At 60.2% G+C, this 16954-nt stretch carries 9 protein-coding genes and 3 pseudogenes; 6 read left to right on the top strand and 6 right to left on the bottom strand.

Translation table 11 applies throughout. The features are described 5' to 3' along the window. Positions 1-662: 662 nt before the first annotated feature. Entirely contained in the window at positions 663-2795 is a 2133-nt protein-coding gene (locus tag AC0L2L_RS32220) for a prolyl oligopeptidase family serine peptidase (protein ID WP_473583845.1), read from the bottom strand. A 2613-nt stretch (positions 2796-5408) separates the two neighbouring features. Here AC0L2L_RS32220 and AC0L2L_RS32215 point away from each other — a divergent pair. The 3 genes and pseudogenes from AC0L2L_RS32215 to AC0L2L_RS32205 form a co-directional block, all read left to right on the top strand. Further along, positions 5409-6107: a DsbA family protein gene (locus AC0L2L_RS32215; RefSeq protein WP_473583844.1), complete on the top strand. Its 699-nt coding sequence runs from the start codon at positions 5409-5411 to the stop codon at positions 6105-6107. Between the two features lie 284 nt (positions 6108-6391). After that, the gene (locus AC0L2L_RS32210) at positions 6392-7366 is read left to right on the top strand and encodes an omptin family outer membrane protease (protein ID WP_473583843.1); all 975 of its coding nucleotides are present in this window, start codon (positions 6392-6394) and stop codon (positions 7364-7366) included. 90 nt (positions 7367-7456) lie between these two features. Next, a pseudogene (locus tag AC0L2L_RS32205) lies at positions 7457-7627 on the top strand (ISAs1 family transposase); the annotation flags it as partial. Between the two features lie 700 nt (positions 7628-8327). On the opposite strand, the pseudogene AC0L2L_RS32200 reads toward AC0L2L_RS32205, so the two are convergent. From AC0L2L_RS32200 to AC0L2L_RS32180, 5 genes and pseudogenes are all read right to left on the bottom strand, one after another. Then, positions 8328-9523, bottom strand: a pseudogene (locus AC0L2L_RS32200) (IS256 family transposase). Positions 9524-9754: 231 nt separating this feature from the next. After that, complete coding sequence (locus AC0L2L_RS32195) at positions 9755-11131, bottom strand: M16 family metallopeptidase (RefSeq protein ID WP_473583842.1); 1377 nt, start codon at positions 11129-11131, stop codon at positions 9755-9757. Between the two features lie 4 nt (positions 11132-11135). Further along, positions 11136-12638, bottom strand: coding sequence for a M16 family metallopeptidase (locus tag AC0L2L_RS32190; protein WP_473583841.1), 1503 nt, complete (start codon positions 12636-12638; stop codon positions 11136-11138). Between the two features lie 167 nt (positions 12639-12805). Next, entirely contained in the window at positions 12806-14131 is a 1326-nt protein-coding gene (locus AC0L2L_RS32185; protein ID WP_473583840.1) for a cytochrome P450 family protein, read from the bottom strand. A 95-nt stretch (positions 14132-14226) separates the two neighbouring features. After that, positions 14227-14871 carry an OmpW/AlkL family protein gene (locus AC0L2L_RS32180; protein ID WP_473583859.1) on the bottom strand — a complete coding sequence of 215 codons (645 nt, stop codon included), beginning with the start codon at positions 14869-14871 and terminating at the stop codon, positions 14227-14229. A gap of 91 nt (positions 14872-14962) precedes the next feature. Between AC0L2L_RS32180 and AC0L2L_RS32175 the strand changes: the two genes are divergently transcribed. From AC0L2L_RS32175 to AC0L2L_RS32165, 3 genes and pseudogenes are all read left to right on the top strand, one after another. Next, positions 14963-15676, top strand: a complete 714-nt coding sequence (locus tag AC0L2L_RS32175) for a hypothetical protein (protein WP_473583839.1) — start codon at positions 14963-14965, stop codon at positions 15674-15676. Continuing rightward, complete coding sequence (locus AC0L2L_RS32170) at positions 15673-16077, top strand: ubiquitination-like system serine protease family protein (RefSeq protein WP_473583838.1); 405 nt, start codon at positions 15673-15675, stop codon at positions 16075-16077. The genes AC0L2L_RS32175 and AC0L2L_RS32170 overlap by 4 nt, the downstream gene beginning before the upstream one ends. Before the next feature lie 177 nt (positions 16078-16254). Beyond that, positions 16255-16880: pseudogene (locus AC0L2L_RS32165) on the top strand (DDE-type integrase/transposase/recombinase); the annotation flags it as partial. Positions 16881-16954 lie beyond the last annotated feature (74 nt).

Raw genomic sequence — 16954 nt, 5'->3', positions numbered from 1 at the left:
AGACTTCGCTGTGAATAGTTCTGCTGTGCTGATAGCTCTCTCAGAGAACTGGCGCATTCTTCGCAAATATTGCGCGCATTGTTTGCAGCACTCTCACGGATTAAAGACCCGGACTCGCTTCTTCGAAGTTCGCCTTGTCGAGCTGTGGGTCGTTAATGAACGCTATCGGCGTGCCAGCCGATCGCGCTGGCAAGGAAATCGTCGCCCAAGGCGATGAATGTGGCGAGCTCGGGATTGTCCTTGCCGTAGCTGTGCCCGCCTGCGCTGATCCCATAGAAGTAAGCGGGATAGGCACGGTATTAACGTAGCCCGAATATGCCCCCGAGGCGCTCAGGCGGAACTGCCCAGAGCTTGGCTCGCAGATCGGTGTCGTAGACGGGCGCGAGCAATAAGGGGGAGGTGGAGGGGGAGGGTAAGACGCGCAGGGGGCTTTTGGAATCGCGATTGCCTGCTGTGCCAGCAGCATCAGGACGACGGCCGCTGCTACTCCCCGCGCCACATTCATCCGCTTTGTTGCCATGATATTTTTCCTTGCTCTTCAGAATTTTACACTGTGGTGTGAATAGCCCCGTCGATTGATTGAGATCGACAAAGCGCTAGCGCGCATTTGTGCAAACTGTACTCGCATGATTTGCACCTTTGTCGCAGTCCTCGACCTGTACTCAGTCATCCGAAGTTCGCCCTTGTCGAGCGCCCGGTCCTTTATTGAAGCCATCGGCATGCCACCCGATCGCGCTGCGAAGGAAATTGGTGCCAAGACTGATGAGTGCGGCTTGCTCGCGATTGTCCTTGCCGTAGCTGTGCCCGCCGGCGCTGGCCTCGTAGAAGTAAGCGGGATAGCCAAGAGCTTGCAGTTTGGCGGCCATCTTACGCGCATGGCCCGGGTGGACGCGGTCGTCGCGTCTCATGGTGGCGAGCAGAATAGGCGGATAGGGCTGTCCCGGCGTGGCAGTGTGATAGGCCGAGATTTCCTTCAGGAAAGCCCAATCGTCAGCCTTGTCGGGATCGCCATATTCGTCGATCCAGCTCGCGCCCGCCAGGAGTTTGGTGTAGCGGCGCATGTCGATAAGTGGAACCATGCAGAACAGCGCGCCGAAGTGCTCAGGATAGCGGGTAAGCATGTTGGCGATCAGCAGGCCGCCATTTGAGCCGCCCTCGGCGGCAATCCGCCTCGGCAGCGTGATGCCCCTTCGCACGAGATCGGCGGCAACGGCGGCGAAATCGTCATGGGCGAGACGCTTGCCCTCCCTGCGCCCGGCATCGTGCCAGCAGGTGCCGAACTCGCCGCCGCCGCGGATGTTCGCCACCACACACGTGCCGCCGCGCTCGAGCCACAGCTTGCCGAGCGAGGAGTAGTAGCAGGGCAGGAGCGATATGCCGAACCCGCCATAGGCGGAAAGGTGAACCGGGGCATCTCCGTTCCCGTTCGCCGGACCAACCTGCGTATAGGGGATCATCTCCTGATCGATCGAGACTGCCTCGTGGCGCGTGACCACCAGTCCGGATGCGTCGAAAGTCTCCGGGTTGCGCTTCAGGATCACTGGAGCACCGATCGGCGGCGCGGCATTGAGATCGAATAGGAAAAGCTGCCGCGGCGTGATCGGGTCCTGAGCCGAAACGACGACCTCTCCATTGGTCTCGTGAACTGCCGCATCGAGTGACCAGAGCCCAACGGCCCCTTGCGCGGGCACTGTGTCCAGGGCTCGGCGTGTCCATTCCTGCGGGCCTGGGGTGAACACCTCGAAACGCGGAGCGAGGTTCGCCAGGTAGCCGATAATGAGCTTCCTGTCATTCCAGAAGAATGACCGCAGGGAGCGCCTCTGGGCTGGTTCAAACAGGGTACTAAAACGGCGCTCGCCAGCCAGGAAAGCGGAAAGCGAAATGCCGATCAGCGCGTCGGCGCAATAGGTTGTGCCAGCAACCGTCCATGCTTTGCGCGGCTTTACCACCAGCCAATCGCCGAAGTTAGCCCACCTGGCGTCCTTGGGAAGGTCGATCTCTGTCTTCGGCCCGCTCCTATCACCAATGCGGACTTTCTTCTCGAGCCAGGCCAACTGCTCGACGAACCACAGGCGCTCGCTCTCGGCGGTACGGTCCAGATGGCCAGACACACCGAGGGTTTCGGAACCGGTCTCGAAGATTACCGGCGCGGTGAGGGGATCCGCGTCACGCTTCCACAGTCGCACGGTGCGTGCGTAGCCGCAGCGCGTTGCCATTCCATCACCAAGCGCACTGGATAGCAGAAGCGTGTTGGGGTCGAGCCAATCAATGTCGCCCTTGGCCTCGGGGAGATTGAAACCGTCGGCGACAAAGCTGAGAGAGCTGAGGTCGAATTCGCGATGCACGACCGCATCGCTGCCGCCGCGCGACAGGCGCAGAACGGCTCTTTCCCGTCTTTCCGGCTCGATCGTCGCCGCGCCGCCCCAGATCCAGTCCTCTCCGTCGCTAGCCGCGAGGGCATCCAGATCGAGCAGTAATTCCCATTGGGGATCCGCCTGCATGTAGAGGGCAAGGGTGGTCCGGCGCCACAGTCCTCGCGGATTGCCAGTATCTTGCCAGAAATTGTAGAGGTACTGACCGCGGCGCGTGACCAGGGGAATTCTGCCGGGACGGTCGAGAATGGCTGGCGGCGCCGCCCGGTCGCGCTCGAACTGCATTCCCGCGAAGTGCTTCAGGGTCTTCGCCGACTGGCTGGCGGTCCACGCAAGTGCCCGTTCGCCTTCTACATCTTCGAGCCAAAGATGGGGGTCATCGTCAGGTGCATCCAGCGTTGGACGGAAATCGAATTCGGTCATGCCCGGACAACCAGAGGAATGAAAGCGCAATGGCTTCCGTCTGCTCGGGAACGACCGGCGTTCGCGGCGGCGCCCGCGTGTTGGAACAGCGTGATCATCAGGTGGATTCTTCTCGGTCGGCGGCGTCGCAGTGCTTTTGCGCATAGAACAGCAACCATCGTGCCAACTGGGAAAATCGTTTCGGAACAATGTGACCGCTCTGAACAGCGCTGTGTCAGATGTCAGACATCGTCGCGAATGCGACAACGAGCGTACCCCGCAATCAGCGGATCAAATTCCGGCGCGATAGCTGACGCCGTGCAGAACTCAAGCAGTGAAGCTCACAGGGAACCTGATTGGCGCCCAACGTCTTCGCTCTGAAGCGCTTCACGCACACGGATTCAATGCCAGACACCATCAGGCGATGGCCGTCGTGAGCGACCAAGCTGGCTGCGCCTGTGGTTTAGCCGCCAGCTGGAAAAAAGCAGAGATCCGAGGAGAACGATGGGCACTGCTTCGCCCGCCTGATGTTATTATGGCCTGCCAGCAGCTTCGCTGCTCGTCCCCTCGACCGTATTCCTGAAGTCTGTCGAGCACGCGAGCAAGATGCATTCGGGCGAACACATGGCAGTGGCCGCTAGGGCATTCAGCTGCTTGCGAGCCGCCGTTCAATATGCAAGGTGCGATAGGGTCTGGAGATAGGGGAGCTCCGGCTCGGCGTACTATCTATGCGAGACGGCCAATGGTCGGCGATGTTTTGCTGACGCCGCGCATTGGCTATCGGCAAACAATAGACAGTGCGGAGGCAATTCTGCCTGGAGCAATTGGCTGCCGCTGGGGCAGGCGGAGCCTGGCCGCGCTCCATCTCCATGCCAATCGCAAACAGCCGCCGTGGGCACCACCCAAAGGAGCGATTGCGCGCCTCGCCGGTTCGTTTTTGCGTTCGACTGAACAGTCGGCTTAACCTGTACAATTATACAGGTACCTTGTCGGGCGCCAGCAGGACCGTCACACGACATCGCGCTGCCGAGAGGTGGTCGAAGCGTGCACGTCTCGAAAGAGCGGCAATGCGCCTGTGCAGTCTAGGGACAAAGCAGCAGCTCAAGAGAAGGATCGAGGCTTCGTCTTTCATCCGTCTGGACACTTGCCAAGTCGGGGCGAGACGCAATCTGAATTCCGTCGGAGCACGGCACCGGGGTCACCTCGAACGCCATGCTCGCCTGGACGGCAGGAGCCCAGCACCTTGTCGCCCCAGGCAAGCCGATGCAGAACCGAATCTGCGAAGCCTTGAACGGCCGCACCGGGGACGAGCGATTGAACTCAGTATGACCTCGATCACGCGCGATCAGTGATCGCTAGATGGTCGCCGGATGCCGCGAACGGCGCCAGCATTCGGCGCTCTGGTCACACCTGCGAGCCTATCCCGCCACGCTAACAGCAACACACGGCTGCGCAACTTGACCGGCCCCGGCGATCGCCTGTTGCCCCAATCCGCTCTCAAACGCGCAATTCCCAACCGAGGAGTCGGGTATCAACCGGTGCCAAAGCCGGTCACAGCATTTGTCCGAGTTCGATTGACGACAATCTGTGTTCAGATCCAGACATCCTAGGGGTTAGGATCGAGCCGGCCAGGGGGCGACTCCTCCGATTTGTGGTCGCTGCTCACAACCCATTTGGTGGCATGCCAATTGCTTATTCATAACCATGACAGGTGTTCTGACATGGCCCGTCGCGCAGTCTTAGCCAGGAGTTCACGTGACGTTCGTCCGAACGCAATACAGGCTGCGCATCCCGAGGGACGCCCCAGCTCCGTTGGATCTCACTGCGATCGGCAGACAGGATCTGCGTCCTGCAGATCGCTTCAGCTGTCAGCTAGGGCTGCCATAAGGGTTCTCGTAAAACCAACATTCATGAGAATTTATGACTCGACCACATGATATCGGCCGCTTCGCCGGCTCTCCCAACGGCACATAACACCAGATCCTCTTCAAATCCGTGATGATCCAAAAGGATAAGAAAATGCCTACTTCCAAAAAAGACACTGTGGGGCGCTCGAGGCTCCAGAAATTGCGGTCTCATTCGCCACGAACGATACTTGCTGCCACGGCGTTGGCCATCGTAATGACCGCTCCAGCTCCAGCCGACCCTCAAGACGCTGACAAGCACTACTCCGACCAAAGCTCGGTTGTTGCAAGCTGGCGGTGTATACTTGGGCTACTGTGCATTACAGAACCAGAAGTCCTGTAAGATCTGCGGTCACTTAGTCGGGGTCGGAACACCAATGTGTTTGACCTGCCGCAACCACTCGTCAAGCGCCTCAGCGGGCGTTTTCCAGCCCAGTGCATAGCAGCCAGTGAAGGCAGATGCCTTTTGATTATCGTTCTTTCAAAAAGTCCTCGATCTGCCGCGCCCATCGGGAATGCCATAGACGGTCATGGCAAATCAAAATGGATCCAATTGAGATTAATCAGGGGGGTGCCGAGCTCCAGTTCGAGGGCAGGATCCATTCTGAACGTGACGCTACGCTGAATCTCGCGTGACGCAAATGTCCTGAGGCTTTCAGGCTGCTGTCACCTAAGGGTGTCAGAAGCCGGCTGTTGCTGCCCTGCCGTTCACCGTTTGCTTGGAGCCCCTATGCTTAATCCAAAAGCCGGCGCTATCGCCCTTTCAGTCCTAGCCCTGCTTATGGCGATGCGATTTGGTCCAGTTGCCATAGACTACGTGCACGAGCACGAAAACTATCGCCGGCTCGCCGCGGATTGGCGGAAGCTCATTCCAGAGCGGCGCGACGCACTCTTAAATGACGCCGCTGCGCCATCTGCTGGCAACCCGAATGGCGACGTCGCCCTCGTCGTATTTTTGGACTACAACTGCCCGCAGTGCCGGGCGGAAGACAGTATAATCCAGCAAGCCCTCAGGGATGATCCCAAGCTGACGGTTGTATACAAACATTATCCGGGCGAGAGACCCGGTTCCAAATTTGCCGCACTGGCGGCGCTCGCCTCCATCAAACAGGGAAAATATGAGGCGTTCCATCACGCCCTGATGGCTACTAGCGGCCAGCTCAGCGAATTCGACATTTTGACTATCGCACGAGACCTGGGCCTCGATGTTGAACAGCTCAAGCGGGAGATGGGAGACCCCGCCCTCCAAAACCTCCTCGAGCGCAATCGCGCGGTCGCCAAGGATCTGTACATCGACGGCACGCCTGCGTTCGTTCTCGGCCTCGAAGTGATCCCAGGCGTGCCCAACATTCACAAGCTGGAACGCCTAATCGCCGAAGAGCGGGAGAAAGCTAAGCGTCCTGCCGGATCACCAACTTCGGCATTTTGATAGCGCCGGCGGCCGGTGCAATCCCGTTCTCTCGCCACGAGTATCGCCTCTCGCGCCGGGCCAAATCTCTGATATGCCGGCAACATGGTAGTGGCCGGACCACGCGGTCTATGCAGCGCATCAGACCAAGAGCAATGCCAGGCCGTCCTGGACATCGTATCGGAGTTCAAGGTCTTTGCAGGAACCCCAAGAATGATCCCCGCGACAATAACTCCTGCGAACGGGGTTGAGAGCCCCGTCGTTCAACGAAAGATCACCCAACGCCATCCCGACGAGGCTGCCTCATGAATCGCGGCGCATCATTATTTGCACTTCTTGCTTTCGGCACGTTCTGCACATCGTCGACCATCGCCATGGCGGCGCATTCGACCATCTATTCAGCGCCCGATAAAAGCGTCACCATTCTTGGTGGTGTTGGCTACACATGGCTAAAGGGCAACGAGCTTGCCTACGACGAAGTGGGAAATCGTATCAGCAAATTAATCTGGGAAACCGGCGCGCCGGTTCTGACCACCGGGCTAAAGGCCGAGGTCTGGAACAACTGGATCATTTCAGCCAACGCCGTCTTCGGTTTCTCTGGCAACAGCCATATGGAAGACTATGATTGGGCGAAACGCTTTGGGTTTGCCGAAGGAGATTGGTCGGCACGCTCGATCAGCCCCGACACCGAACTTCACCGATACATGGATCTTGACATCGCAGCAGGCCCAGACTTTGTGATCAACGATGCCACGGTTATCAACCTGCATGGCGGTGTCAAATACACTAACATGAAGTGGAAGGCCTATGGCGGCTCCTACACCGACAGCAGCAAGCATGGCTTCCGGGATCTCTCCGGCGACTTCGCCCATGGCGAACCGATCATCGATTACGAACAGCGCTATTTGGGCCTGTTCCTGGGTGCGGAAACGACCACGACGCTCGGGAACTTGACGCTCTCGGGGCTGCTCCGCAGCGGCTTGGCCGTTGATGCAAGCGCTGTTGACCATCACTGGCTGCGCTACGGGGGGCGCGGTCTGCGATTTGAGGACGACTTCTTCACGGTGCCGTTCATCTCGGCCGGCGCCAAGATCGATTATCAGATGACCGACCGCGCCAGCGTCTCCCTGGCCGGCAATGGCGATAAATATTTTCGCAGGAAAGGCGACACAACGACCTACAGCATCGCGAGCGGCCAACAACAAGGAGCCTACAAGGATAGCGCTGGCATGGACTTTTATGCCTTCACCCTGTCGGCCGGCTTCAAGCTGACGTTTTGAGCGCAGTCGTGTCTGACGCTGAGCCGTAAAGATGATGCGTGGAGTGATGATTTGGAGTAAGGACGCACAATACATCTGCGGGCAATCCTGATCGAGAACGCGCTGCACTGGATCCTCGACGTCGCCTTCAGCGAGGATCAATCCCGCCTCGGAAAGGGGGGCACGGGGCGCGCAACATGGCGATCGTCAGGAGATTTCGCCATCAACCGTGCCGTCAGCGACAACCGCTTCATCAAGCTCAGGGGCAAAAAGGCCGGTTGAAGCACCGACTCTCTCGCTACAATCCTCGGAGAACTTCGCCGTTAACCCCGATTCGGAGCCTGCCCAAAGGGCGCCGAGTTCGGCCAGGATCTCAGGATTATCCGGGCGGGCGTGACCCGGCGGGCGTGAAGGTGTTGTTCGCCGGCCGACAAAATTTTCAGTTCCGGCGGGCGTCTGGCACTGGTGTGCGAAGCCGCTTCGAAGCGCGCATATCCGTAGCTCAGCGCATGGCCCCGCCTAACCAAACCCTGGCAGGCCGCGGTCGTTCTGACCTAATAGCTAGGTAGGTCCAAAGAGCGCCCAGGCGCTTTGGATCGGCTCACCACAGGTCAGCTACGGCAGCGAGTTCATCTCGAACGCCATTCTCACCTCGGCGGATCAGCACCGGTCGAATGGCAAGCGGTTCAAGATCGTGCCGTTTCGGTTCTCCCCACGACTGTACGGTTGGGGTTGTGCGGACATGCGTCGATTGTGCCCATCTCACCCGCGTGGAGCATTCGGCGTGATCAACAGCGCTGAGTCCTTGGAGGAGATGCAACGACGGATTGCGAGATATTGGCGCGAGCCCGTCGGACATCGAACCGATTACTCCATCCGAGCGCGGGTGGAGCAGCCGTTCTTCTGGCCCGGGAGTTGTGGATTCCCATTGCCGACGGTTGTGTGCGTCAAGTTCTGCAAATTGGGGCGGCCATGATGCTGGTCATGCGGCTTGGCGTAGAGCGAGCTTCTTGTGCTCGCGCAGGTCGTCCATGTTGATGTAGCGGTTGGCCTCCATCCAGTTTTCGTTGGTCTCGACAGCCAAGGCCCTGACGAGGCGCAGACAGCTCTCGGCGTTGGGGAAGATGCGTACGACATAGGTGCGCCGGCGGATTTCCTGTTGAGGCGTTCGAGCATGTTGGTGGACTTGAGATGCTTGTGGTGCTGTCTCGGCAGCCTGAAGAAGGTCAGGGTCTGTTCGATGGCATCCTCGGCCCAGCCTGTCAGGCGCGGATAGCGAGGCGACCATTTGGCGAGCCATGCGGCGAGATCGGCCCTGGCCTCGGTGAGATCGCGCCGGTCGTAGAGCCAGCGCAGTTCCTGCAGGCAGTCGTCGCCGTGCTTGCGCGGCAGGTGATCGAGCGCGTTCCTGAGGAAGTGGACGTAGCAGCGTTGCCAGGCTGCTTCCGGGATCACCTCGCCGATCGCCGCGACCAGGCCGGCATGGTCGTCGGAGACGACCAGCTCGACACCCTTGAGGCCGCGCGCCTTCAGCGCGACGAGAAAGTCTTTCCAGGCCGAACGGCTCTCGCGATTGGCCATCTCCACAGCCAGGATCTGGCGCCGGCCGTCCCAGTCGATGCCAACCGCGATCAGCACCGCCTGGCTCATGACGACGCCGGCTTCACGCACCTTCTCATAGCGCGCGTCGAGGATGAGGTAAGGAAACGGCTCTTGAAGGGGGCGCCTGGCAAAGGCAGCGAGGCTCTCGTCCAGCCGCTTGTTGATGGCCGAGATCGACGAGGCCGAGAAGGCATGGCCGCACAGCTCTTCGGTGATCGCCTTGACCTTGCGGGTCGACACACCCTGCACATACATCTCGGCCAGCGTCGCCACCAAGGCCCGCTCGGAACGCTGGTAACGCTCGAATAACTCGGTGGAGAAGCGCCCGGCACGGTCCTGCGGAACCCGCAGCTCAAGTTTGCCGACCCGCGTCACAAGGGTGCGGCCGTAATAGCCAGAGCGATAGCCCAGACGCTCCGGCGTGCGCTCGCTCTTCGAAGCACCCAGCGCTTCGTCCATCTCGGCCTCGAGCACCTCTTGCATCACCGCGCGGATCACTTCGTGCAGTCCGTCCGGGTTCGAAAGCAGAATGTCTTTGACGGCAGCGCTGGCGGTCTTACTTTCAATCTTGGTCATGGTGGCGTTCCTTCGCGGGAATCGGTGACGTGAACAATCACCAGCCTGCCATGACCGCCCCTCTCTCAGCGAATTTGCAGAACTCTCAGCACACTACCTTGCCGACCGCTGGTTCCCAGGCCTGGGATGCGTCGGTGGCGAATGGAGACGCATCAAATGGACAGATGTATTTCTATGCATCTCTGCGGCGGAGACGGTCAGCAACTATTGTAGAGGCGGGATTATTCGTCGTCACGGGACACCCGTAAGGAGCGGGCCCACGCTCATAATCGCGGGCTCGGCAGAAAGCAGCTTCTTCGCCGCCGCCCTGACCTGGTCGAGCGTCACCTGCTCGATGAGGGCCGGGCGGCGCTGAATGTAATCTATGCCGAGCTTGTCACGCTGCAACGCGAGAAGCGTGGCTGAAATAGAGCTGGAGGAACTCAGATTGCCGATAGCATAGGCGCCGACCAAATACTTCTTGCTCGCATCGAGCTCGGCCGCTGTTGGGCCCCTGTCCGCCAGCTCCTTGATCACTTGTCTTATGAGGTCGAGGGTCTCGGCCGCCTTGTCAGCACGGGTCGACGTGGTCACGACGAGCGTTTTGGACCCCAAGCTAGATGAGACGCCGTAGGCAAGGCCGCGCTTTTCGCGCACTTCCTGGAACAGACGTGAGGTAAATGGCGAGCCTCCGAGTACATCGTTCATCAGCTCTGCGGCATAGAATTCCGGGTCAGTGCGTCCGATGCCGGGGAAAGCCAGCTGGAGCGAAGTCTGAGGCAGGTTGTATTCGACCAACATCCACCGGCCCAGTTTCGGGGTGACAGCAGGTACCCGGGCGAGGGCCTGCCTCTGAGGCAAATCGCCGAACAACTGGTCGAGCCTTGCACTCAGGGCTTTGGCATCAATGTCGCCGACGATCGCCACGTGCAGCCCGTCGCGCGCGAAAGCGGCCTTATGGAAGGTGCCAAGATCGGCGGGCGTAATGCGGGCGAGGCTTTGCTTGGTGCCCTCGTTCGGCCTCGAGTACGGATGCGTGCCGAAGAGTTCGCGCCGCCATGCAAGCTCGGCGATCGCGCGAGGTTCGCGCTCGTTGGCTATGACATCGGATAGAATCTGGGCGCGGATGCGGTCAACTGGCTCCTGGTCGAAGCGAGGCCTGTTCACCGCGAGCCTGATGAGATCGAAAGCGGCGCCCTGACGTTCGGAAAGCATGCGCACCGAGCCATAGATGCCGTCACGCCGCGCGCTGAAGCTCATCTCAACGCCCGCATGATCGAGCCGCACCTGAAAGGTGTCGCCGTCGTAATCACCGGCGCCCTCGTCGAACAACCCGGTCATCAAATTGGCAAGCCCCTCCTTGCCGACTGGGTCCTGGGTGGTCCCGCCGTCAAAGAGGAAATGCAGCGTGACGGTCGGCCGCGTATGGTCTTCCACCAGCCAGGCGGTGATGCCCTTTTCAGATTTCACCTCCTGGATGTTCACCGCAGCACGGGCAGTAAGCGCCGGCAGGATGAGGAAGAAAATAGCAAAGTAAAGGACGGTCAGCCCCCAGGCGGCCATGCGCTCTGCTCCAACAAGAGAGGCGCCCAACGGCTGTGCGATGGCGCTGCGGAATTGGTTTGTCATGGTCTCAATTCTCCTTGGGCAAGAGATAGCCAGTGGTTGAATGGTCGGACACCAGGTAGTGCGCGGCAACGGCCCTGATCTGATCGGCGGTGACTTTGCGGATGCGGTCCGGCCGTTCCTCGACCTCTTTCAAAGTGCCTCCGGCGGCAAGCGCGGAGCCATACATCATGGCTATGGAAGCGTGATGGTCGTACGCAAAGATTACCCTGCGGACATAGCGGTCTTTTGCCATGTCTAGCTCGTCGGCAGTGACGCCGTTCCTGACGATGCGGGCGATCTCCGCGTTGACCGCAGCCTCGACGTCGGCAAGCTTGGCATCCCCCCGCGGCGAGGCATGAATGTTGAAGCTGGTTGCATCCAGCATGTCGCCCTCGAAACCAGCGGCGGCTTCGGCGGCAATGCCCTGTTTCACCACCAACTGCTGGTACAACCGGCTGCGGTTGCTTCCGCCGAGAATGTCGGCCAGCAGGTCCAGCGCCTCGGCTTCGCCGGGCTCAGCGGTGCGATAGGACGGCACCACCCAATGGCTGGAGAAGAAGGGGACCGAAACGCGGTCGTCGCTCAGCGTCAATACGCGCCTGGTGTTCTGCACCGGCTCAGACGCGCGCTCACGCGGCGGCAGCTCCGGTCCACGCGGGAGCTTGCCATAGGTCTTCTCGGCGAGCGCCTTCACGCTCTCCGGTTCGACATCGCCCGCCACCACCAGCACGGCGTTATTCGGCCAGTAATATTTGTAATAAAACGTCACCGCGTCGCTGCGATTCAACTTCTCGATCTCGTGCATCCAGCCGATCACCGGGATGCGGTAAGGTTGGCTCTGCCAGAGCGTAGTGAATACCTCCTCGTCGAGTATTTCTTTCGGATCGTTGTCGATGCGCGAGCGTCGCTCCGCCAGGACCACGTCCCGTTCGGCTTCGATCACATCATCCGTAAGGGTGAGGTTGCGCATGCGGTCGGCCTCGAATCCCATCATCTGCTCCAATGCCGAGGGCGGCACCGTTTCAAAGAAGGCGGTGTAATCGTAGGAGGTGAAGGCGTTGTGCGAGCCGCCGATCTCGGCCACTGCGCGGCTCAAGTCGCCGGCGGTATGATTGGCCGTCGCTTTGAACATCAGATGCTCGAAAAAATGCGCGATGCCGGATTTGCCGGCCGGCTCGTCGGCGCTGCCGACCTTGTACCAGACCACGTGCGTGACGATGCGGGCGCGGTGGTCCGGAATGACGACCACTTCCATGCCATTGTCGAGCAGGAAATTCGTTGCCTTGATGTCATCAGTGGCCGCCAGAACAGGAGCGGTGGTGACGAAAGCCAGCACGATCGCAAAAAGTGTCCGGCGCGGCCAACCGGACAGGAGGTTTGCTGATGGCTTCTGTTGTCGCGACCGGCCAATGGGCAAGGTTTGATGCAAGGTGAGTTGTCCCTTGTCTTGAGGGTGCTGCGTGCTCGTTGCACTGAGTGAGACAGAGTCGGGCGGGGGGCAGCCCCGAGCCAGACGGGTCATCAGCATGTTGCGAGGCCTGACCCGAGCGTCATCTTTGCGTGAATCAACGTGAGGGGGATACTTTGGTGGGTGATCATGGGATGGCTTCTCCTTAGTCTGTGGGGCGTTGCGGGGCCGCGCACATGCCGCCAAACGAGAAGACTCGTTTCGGCAATGTGAGTGATCGGACTCTGCTATGCGAGTGCCTGCTTCTCAGGCAAATCGCGAAACAACTGGTCGAGCCTTCCACTCAGAATCAATGAACCCGGGGTGAATGCCGCACTCTCTAAGCGATGGAGGGGCGGAAGGTGACCGGCAGGCTCTGCGGGCAGCGAATGACGTAAGACGGCATGTAAACGACGTCCTCCGCGGCGATGGTCAGCGCCAGATCCTCCAGGCGCCCGAACAGCGCGGGGAAGGCGCAGCCCAATTCCAGGCGCGCCAGCGCAGCGCCGAGGCAGGAATGCGGTCCGTCGCCGAACGCCAGGTGCGGGTTGTGCTGCCGGGTGACATCGAACCTGTCGGCGCCGGAACCGAAGGTCCTTTCGTCCCGGTTCGCCCGCATGGAACGCCATCAGGACGGCGTCACCGCGGCGGACCATGCAACCGTCGATCTCCACATCCTGGGTGGCATAGGGGAACGGCAGATTGGCCGCTGAGCTGCCCCAACGCAGGATCTCCTCGATCGCCTGTGACCACGGAACTTGGCCGCTGCGCACCAGATGCAGTTGCTGCGGATGCGTCAGCAACGTCAGCACGCCATTGCCGATGACGCCGGTGGTGGTCACGAAGCCTGCAGAAAGCACCATGAACAGCATGTCAATGAGCTCGGTATCGGAAACGAGCTCGCCCTTCTCGCGCGCGACGATCAGGGCCGAAGCCAGATCGTCGCCGAGCTGTCCCCGCTTGAGCGCGATCAGGCGACGGAAGAATTCCGGGATGCGCTGCCGCGTCTGTCGCACTTCTGCGGCTGTGGCGGAGGTGTGGGCCAGGCTGTAGGTGAGCGCGACGATCTCCTCGCGCTGTTCGTCCGGCAGACCGAACAGTTCGGCGATGACGTTGATGGGCAGCGGAGCGGCGAACTCGCGCATCAGATCGGCCCTGCCGCCGCGCCGCGCCATCTCGGTCAGGAGTTGATCGACGCATTGTTCGATCTGTGGCGTCAGCAACGCGATACGACCCGGCGCGAAGCTCCTGGACAGCAGGCCGCGCAGGCGCCGGTGATCGGCGCCATGCGCCGTGGCCATGTTGTCCACTTTGCACATCCCGATCAGCGGATAGTCCTCGGGAATCTCGCCGTCCTGCAGCGCCCGCCACTGTCGCCAGTCCCTGTTGAAACCCTGGTCGGAAAGCATCCGCCTGAGCGTCTGGTGACGGCCTGCCGCCCAGGTCACCACATCGCCTGGCAGCGACACTCGCGCCATCGCTCCCTGCTGCAGAATCGCAGAAGACAGACTATCAAGTTGTTTGGGAGCGACCGGCACGCCGATCACGTCGCAATGATCGTTTTCCACGCGCATGCCAGCACTCCTTTAAGAACCATCGCGGGTCCACTTCTCGGCACGGATCATCCGCGCGCGGACTTCGAAACGCGCCGCCTTGAGTTGCTTCGTCCTTAGAAGCGGTAGGTGAGACCTGCGCCTACCAGCCAGGGATCAAGCGCGGCCTTGCCTGTGAGCTTGGCGCCGGCGACAGTGACGTCGAAGTCGGGCTTAAGGAAAAGCTTCTTCACGTCAAAGTTGACGCCCCAGTGCTGGTCCACCATGTAGTCGAATCCGACCTGCAGCGCGGCGCCGAATGTGTTCTTGACCTTCAGATCATCGGCGCTGCCGGTTTGCTGATGATAGAAGATCGTATAGTTCACGCCAGCGCCGACATAGGGCTTGAAAGCGCCGAAATCGGTAAAATGATACTGCAATGTGAGGGTGGGCGGCAGCAGCCAAACTTTACCGATATCCCCCAGAGGGCCGATCGAGCCTTGGCCTGTGATGTTGGCATAGGTGGTGCCCAGTATGAGTTCGGTGGCGATGTTGTCCGTGAAGAAATACGAAATATCGAGTTCCGGCGTCACGGTGTTCGAATACGAAAGACCGGAGCCGGGCACCGCGTTGACGTAGCCCGAATCCTCCGTGATCACCCCCAACGCCCGCAGACGGATCTGCCAGGGGCTTGGCGCTTCCGTGAATACGGCACCCTCATCCGGGTCGCATGGGACTTCTGGAAGGTCGGCCGCAGCCGCCTGCTGCCCTACCAGCATCATGACGACACCCGCTGTCACTGCCCCAGCCACCCCAATTCGCGCTCTCGCCATGCTCTTCTCTCCTTGATCTTCAGAAACGACGCACTTCGCCATGATTCAATCCCGCTCGCATCAATCGAGATTGGCGGAGCGCTCATGCGGGATTGCCTCCGCAAAGGTCGTGCCAAATGAGAAAATCATTGCAAAACAACGCGATCATTCTAATGGCGCTATGTCTCGTGTCCGACTTCGTCGGAGATCCGACAACGACCAACTTCTCAACCTCAATCTTTTCCGTTCGCCCGGTGCTCCCGAACTGGCGCTGGCGAAGAATTTTCCCCGCAAGGTAGATTGCTACGCAGCGCTTTACGCGCGCATGCACAAGGGCGTGAAACCGCACGCCACCAGGGTCAAGGCTGACAACATTGACGAATTTGCAGCTTATGACTTCGTCTTCGTCTGTGTTGACAAGGGATCGTCGCGGCGCGTGATTGCCGAAGGGCTGGTTCGCCTGGGCATTCCATTCGTCGACACTGGCATCGGTCTCGGACACGATGACAACACGCTCGACGGTTGCGCACGGGCGACTTTCATTGCCGCCGGCACGCCGTGGGCGGAGGTGGCGACCCATCTGTCGTTCGGTGACGACGATGAAGAGGCCGATGTGTACGGAACCGAAATCCAGACCGCCGAGCTGAATTCGTTGAACGCGATCATGGCGATCATGCGCTGGAAGCGCTGGTTGACCTTCTATCGTGATGAGCGCAACGAAAGGAATGCGACATACATGATCGAGGGCAACAACATCACGAACCGGGGGGCATGATGGCTCGGGTGGACTGTCTTACAACAGTCTTTGTCGAAGACATTCCCGAACAGCTGGAAGACGGGCTCCTTTACGTGTCGCGCCAATGCCACGTTGCCCTCCATAATTGCGCCTGTGGGTGTGGCGAGGAGGTTTCAACACCGCTCGTTCCAACCGAATATGACCTTGTCATGGAGGACGAGGGCGCCTCGATCTGGCCCTCGATCGGCAACCATGACTTCCCTTGTGGCTCGCACTACATCATCAAACGTGGCCGAATCCATTGGGCCGGCAAGATGTCTCGCGAGCAGATCGAAGCCGGCCGCGCCTATGACCGCCTTCTCAAACGCGGCGCCCAGCCGAAGGGGCTCAGGGCCGTCCTCGCATGGTTCAAGCGCCTGTGGATCAAGTTGATCGGCTAATCAGCGTGCGGCCGACGGCATAGCGTTTGCAGCCACAGATCAGGTTGGCGACGGCTTCGGGAAAGCCGGCCTCCCGCGAGCGCAACTATTGCGCCTGCAACTAGCGGCTGTTCGGCAGTAGGATGATCCGCGGCCTCGAGAGGCGATGGCCCGAACGCAGCTCCGGCGCGAACCTCGGTGAAGCCGAAGGTGGTTGCGCGCTGGGTCGAGCGATTCGCGGCTGAGGGCTGCGCTGGCATGTGCGGCCGCTCATCGAGACCGAGACAACTCCAAAGCGAACTGCAGCAGCAGTGGCCGACCAGATTTGGCCCTGCGCCGTCAACGGCGGTTGGGCCAGCACATCGCCAAGCGTACAGGTGTTCGCCAACGACTGTGAGCAGGGCGCTCACACGTACCGGCCTGTCACGGCTGAGGGACATGGAGCCGGCCGAGCCTGTTCGCCGCTATGAGCGCGACACGCCAGGCGAGATGATCCACATCGACTTCAAGAAAGTCGGTTCGATCGTCTGGCCACTGCATCACCGGCGATCGAAAGGAACAATCAACAGCCGCGGCATCGGATGGAAGTTCGTCCATGTCTGCATCGACGACGCTTCGCGTGTCACCTTCTCGCAAATCTGGCCCGACGAGAAGAAGGAAAGCGCCATCGCCTTCGTTAAGGCTGCTCTCGCCTTTTATGCCGGTCTCGGGACTACCGTCGAGCGCGTCATACCGACAGCGGCTCCTGCTACAGGTCCAAGGCTGCTTGCCGCAAGCTCGGGCTCAAGCAGGTCCGCACAAAGCCTTATACGCCGGCTTCGAGCCTATCCATGGCATGGATGCATTCCATCCAAACAACCAAGTTTACGGATGTGTCATGATGCTGCATAGCGGAAAT

The sequence above is a fragment of the Mesorhizobium sp. WSM4832 genome, from assembly GCF_055811115.1.
The sequence above is the reverse complement of the archived record's forward strand: the minus strand, read 5'-3'. Positions and strand labels throughout refer to the sequence as shown.

What these genes read in the sequence shown, in the direction of transcription:
- AC0L2L_RS32190 (WP_473583841.1), bottom strand. Translation starts at nt 12,638, where the DNA reads ATGCTGATGACCCGTCTGGCTCGGGGCTGCCCCCCGCCCGACTCTGTC.
- AC0L2L_RS32220 (WP_473583845.1), bottom strand. Translation starts at nt 2,795, where the DNA reads ATGACCGAATTCGATTTCCGTCCAACGCTGGATGCACCTGACGATGAC.
- AC0L2L_RS32180 (WP_473583859.1), bottom strand. Translation starts at nt 14,871, where the DNA reads ATGATGCTGGTAGGGCAGCAGGCGGCTGCGGCCGACCTTCCAGAAGTC.
- AC0L2L_RS32215 (WP_473583844.1), top strand. Translation starts at nt 5,409, where the DNA reads ATGCTTAATCCAAAAGCCGGCGCTATCGCCCTTTCAGTCCTAGCCCTG.
- AC0L2L_RS32210 (WP_473583843.1), top strand. Translation starts at nt 6,392, where the DNA reads ATGAATCGCGGCGCATCATTATTTGCACTTCTTGCTTTCGGCACGTTC.
- AC0L2L_RS32170 (WP_473583838.1), top strand. Translation starts at nt 15,673, where the DNA reads ATGATGGCTCGGGTGGACTGTCTTACAACAGTCTTTGTCGAAGACATT.
- AC0L2L_RS32185 (WP_473583840.1), bottom strand. Translation starts at nt 14,131, where the DNA reads ATGCGCGTGGAAAACGATCATTGCGACGTGATCGGCGTGCCGGTCGCT.
- AC0L2L_RS32175 (WP_473583839.1), top strand. Translation starts at nt 14,963, where the DNA reads ATGATTCAATCCCGCTCGCATCAATCGAGATTGGCGGAGCGCTCATGC.
- AC0L2L_RS32195 (WP_473583842.1), bottom strand. Translation starts at nt 11,131, where the DNA reads ATGACAAACCAATTCCGCAGCGCCATCGCACAGCCGTTGGGCGCCTCT.